Source organism: Mongoliibacter sp., from assembly GCF_007692705.1.
In the GTDB taxonomy this organism is placed as follows: domain Bacteria; phylum Bacteroidota; class Bacteroidia; order Cytophagales; family Cyclobacteriaceae; genus Mongoliibacter.
Genome location: NZ_REBN01000035.1, coordinates 1 through 3996, shown reverse-complemented (window position 1 = coordinate 3996; position 3996 = coordinate 1). Strand labels below are relative to the sequence as shown.

Sequence of the window (3996 nt, the reverse complement as noted above, 5' to 3'; positions counted from 1 at the left end):
AAGGGGTTAAAATCCGAAGGGTATTTACCCCGGGTGAAACTCGGGGAAAAACACGATCCCCAAATATCTAAAACTCCCAACGCCGATAGGTGTTGAATTTTTGAATATCGAATATCCAATGATGAATCCACCTGAAGGTCGGACAGGTTTCGAATAATGAAGTTATAAAAGCAGTGAGTGAAGACACTCACTGCGGCGAAGGGAGATAGTGAGGAGTGATTAGTGATCAGTGGGCAGGTAATTGAAAATGAATAATTTAAAATTGAAAATGAGAACACCCTACGATTTGTCAGGCTCAATTGAATGAATGGAGAGACCAAGGGGTCTGACCAGTAGAAGCAAATATTGAAATAATAAATATCGAATATCCGGTATTGCCCGCCTGCTTCGGGCAGGAATCATGAATTGGAAATTTAAAACGGAGAATTGAACCAAGGGTGAATCTATCCTTCTAAAGCCAAGGCCTTCCCATAATCGCCGAGGCTTTTTCCCAGGGAAAAATGGGTTTGGGCAAATTGACGAATACCCGAGGGATCAAGCTGCTTGACTTTTTGCAGCCATAATTCCAATGATTCTTCTTTACCGGACTCCCAAAAGAAGGCGAAGTCCTTATCTTTCAATAATTGATCGGTATCCCCTACTCCAGGGGAAACAATCACCGGCAATCCCATCATCAGGTACTCCCCTGTCTTGATGGGGGCCAATCCTGAAATACTTGGCGCGGCTTGCCTTAGACTCAATCCCAAATCTGCAGCGCTGAGGTAGTGAGGAATTTCAGTAAAAGCAACATTTTTGAAAATAATGGCCTTCTGGAATTCTTTTGAAAAGGCTTTTAAATCAACATGCTTGCTTATGCTTAAAATCACAAACTTACTTCTTGGATGTTTTTTCCAATGTTTTTGAAAGAGCGCCAACATATCGTCGAGCCTGTATTGTGGCCCTATGGTGCCGGTATATACCCATAGTAAGTCTTCTTCCCGCAGTTCCAATGTCTTCCTGATAGCCTCCCGATTTTCCAAATCCAGCTTGAAATGGCTTGCATCTCTTCCATTGGCTACCAAAAAAATGTTTGGGGCATTTTCCTGCCCTAGTTCTTTGCTGTGTTGTATTTTGGCAGCTTTTGACCTGACTAAAATCCTGTCTGCCCTCTGAAGCATTTTCAATTCTTCCCCATGCAGTAGCTTGTAGTAAAGTCCGTTTTTATCCATTCCTGCAAAATCCACTCTTTCCTGAAGGGGAAATCCATCTGCATCAAAAACCACCTGAACCTCTTTTTTCTTCAGCCAGTCCCAAAGCCTGTTGACCATGGTGGCGGGCATGGTACTTCGGGGCATGACCATCTCCACCCCATTTTTCTCTATGTATTGTTTGATGAAAAACACACCTCTATAAACTGCCTCCAAAGCACCCAAACCAGCAAATGGCTTTCTTTTTACTTTGTGGTGGGTATAGCTTATTTCCAGGTTTTTAGCCAGCTCAGCAATTCTTTTGACCTCATTTTTCCCAGCCCATGAAAACTGAATCACATGGGCCTGTACCTCTCCTTTTTCCTGCAAACCTTTTAGGATTGGAAAAAATAAGGATTCCAGGTAATTGGATGTTGCTGAGTCCCAAGAAATGAACAAAAGTTTTATCATGCGTTCCTTAATTGTTTTTGAATAGGCACATGCCCCTCTTTCTTCGGACAGGAGGTCTCATTTTGGACTGTCCTCCCAACGAACAAAATTCTGCTTCCTACACGATGTTATCCGTTTTGGGGTTGCCTGTTTTTCTCATAGGCCTCCCACATGGAAAGGGATTGCATACCCATACTGTCTTGCAGGCCTTTGTAATAGATAAGCAGGTCTTCCAGTATCTGTAAATTCTGTTGGGGATGTATCCCGAAATTATGAGGATGCCACCAGAGGTGGTAGGCCATTTTCTCCTTTGCAGCTTCCTGCATTTCCTTTTTGATCCTGTTGATGCGGAGTGTATTGAATACAGAGTATGACTTGAAAGGACGCAACAAACGTGAGGCAGGTAATTGTAGGAAACCACGTTTGAATTTGATGTCCAGGTCATAATAGGATTTTTTGCCCAGAGGGACAAAGGTATCCCCCGTACGGAACAGTTTCTTGAAAAGGTTTGCCTTTTCAGGACTGCTCCAAAACCAATCAGGTGGATTTGTTCTGAAAACCTTAAAACCCAATTCCATGGCTGTATTCAGAGAGGAGGGATTATATTGATTGCGCGGGAAGACAAGACTCTTGAGTGCTGTCCCGAGCTTTTCATCTGCTATCTTTTGTGCTGCTTCCAAGTCAGCCCTGAAGGCATTTTGGTTCGCTCCTTTTTCCCCTGTATAAAAATGGGCGAAGGTATGCGATCCCAATTCCTGATGGGGAGCCTGAATGATTTGTTTTACCAGTTCTGGAGCAAACAAGGCTTTGGTATCCAGTTCTTTTTGCTGTGCAAACCAATGGTAGGCTGAGTAAGTGGGGTCATTGTAATTGGGCAATACCGCCGGGTGATAGGATTTCCACTCCTCCACATTCTCCGCCATCAAACTTCCAACCGTAGCCCAGGTGGCATGTATCCCGTATTTTTGAAAAAGTTCGAGTATTTTGGGAATTACCTCCCTTGTATGGCTGTAATACTCACCCACCTCTTGAATCGGGTACTTGTCATACCTACCCCAGTGTAATTCAAAGTCAAGAGAAATAATCAGGTACCCCACGAATTCCTTATTTGGTGATTTGCTTTGCAAGTATAACTTTAAGTACTGGAAAAATTGTATTTAAGACCCATAAATATAGGAAAATCATGGCCACGGATTTGTATCGGAGGATAATGCCAAAGTTGTTTAGCAATAGGCTTCCTGAAAAAACCACGAAAAATAAAAAGAGTATTCCGTAGCCTATCACAGCGATTTGGGGGATGAATTTTTTCCAGATCCCCAAGACCAAAGCTGCCATCACAGCCAATAATGCGAGTAGGTTTTCTATTCCTGCCAATAGGAAAAATATCCCCTCCCCTTCCCAAGGCATGGGTCTGAAGAGCATGGTGAAAAAGGCGAAGGGCCAGGCATAGTTTTCCATGGGAACATAGGAGTCCGGGTTGAAGCCTTTGAGGTACTGCATCTGAAAATCCAGGTATGCCGAGACCGCTTCCCAATTCAGGTTTTGGATATGTGTAATTTGCAGCAGGGCGTACATTACGAATGTTAGCAGCAAGAGAATCACCGCAAAAGCAGTATAGCGCCTTTTCAGGGAAATAGATTCGTTTTTGATCAACCATAAGGCAAGTATAAAAAGTAAAAAGCAGGCATAAAGGGGACGAATCAGAAACATTCCTATGAGGGACATTCCAAGTATGGTTAATCCTTTTTTACTCCTATTCAATCCAAGTAGAAAAAGAACGAGGAAGATCCAAATCAGGCTTTCCTTGCCCACTCCAGCGGTCCAAAAGTGCATATTGGGTAAGAACCAGATTAGCTGCGTATAAGCGGGTAATTGAATGTTGACCTCAGATTTGACCTTGTCATATAGTGTCAGCCATGCCCAAGCAGACAGGAGTCCATAAAGGATATTTCCCAGCCAAAAAGGAATTCCCAATAGTTTTGAGGGAATGTAATTGATCCATTGGATAAAGAAAGTTCCCAAGCCCCAATGTTGCATCCATGTTTCCGCTTGTTGTGAGGTATCTGCCTGCAGGTTCCAGAAGCCCAATGCATCCCCGCCATTTTCCATGATATAGGCACAGAAAATCAGGGAGAAAATGAGGTGGTAAATAAAGAGTGTGTAGCGGAAAGGCAAAGGAGTTTTTGGTTAATAGTGAATAGTGATGATTGTCGATCAAAAGTTAAAGGTTAAAAATTTAAAATTGAAAATGAATAATTGGGGATTGTTAAAAGTTTATTCCGTTGTGGTGGACGAGGTGTTAAATGTTAAATGTTAAATGTTAAATGTTGGGGCAGAGGGAATTTTGAGGTGGTTTGATGGATTGAGGATTGATGATGGG

At 42.7% G+C, this 3996-nt stretch carries 3 protein-coding genes; all 3 read right to left on the bottom strand.

The window, feature by feature from the left end:
* Positions 1 to 443 precede the first annotated feature (443 nt).
* A complete protein-coding gene (locus tag EA341_RS00525; protein ID WP_293010727.1) occupies positions 444 to 1637 on the bottom strand; it encodes a glycosyltransferase in 1194 nt (397 codons plus the stop codon).
* A 107-nt stretch (positions 1638 to 1744) separates the two neighbouring features.
* Positions 1745 to 2713 carry a polysaccharide deacetylase family protein gene (locus tag EA341_RS00520; RefSeq protein WP_293010726.1) on the bottom strand — a complete coding sequence of 323 codons (969 nt, stop codon included), beginning with the start codon at positions 2711 to 2713 and terminating at the stop codon, positions 1745 to 1747.
* A 7-nt stretch (positions 2714 to 2720) separates the two neighbouring features.
* Positions 2721 to 3725 carry a hypothetical protein gene (locus EA341_RS00515; protein ID WP_293010725.1) on the bottom strand — a complete coding sequence of 335 codons (1005 nt, stop codon included), beginning with the start codon at positions 3723 to 3725 and terminating at the stop codon, positions 2721 to 2723.
* Between the last annotated feature and the right edge of the window lie 271 nt (positions 3726 to 3996).

Bases quoted from the DNA above. Each gene is read 5' to 3' on its own strand.
- EA341_RS00525 (WP_293010727.1), bottom strand. From the start codon at position 1,637: ATGATAAAACTTTTGTTCATTTCTTGGGACTCAGCAACATCCAATTAC.
- EA341_RS00515 (WP_293010725.1), bottom strand. From the start codon at position 3,725: ATGGAAAATGGCGGGGATGCATTGGGCTTCTGGAACCTGCAGGCAGAT.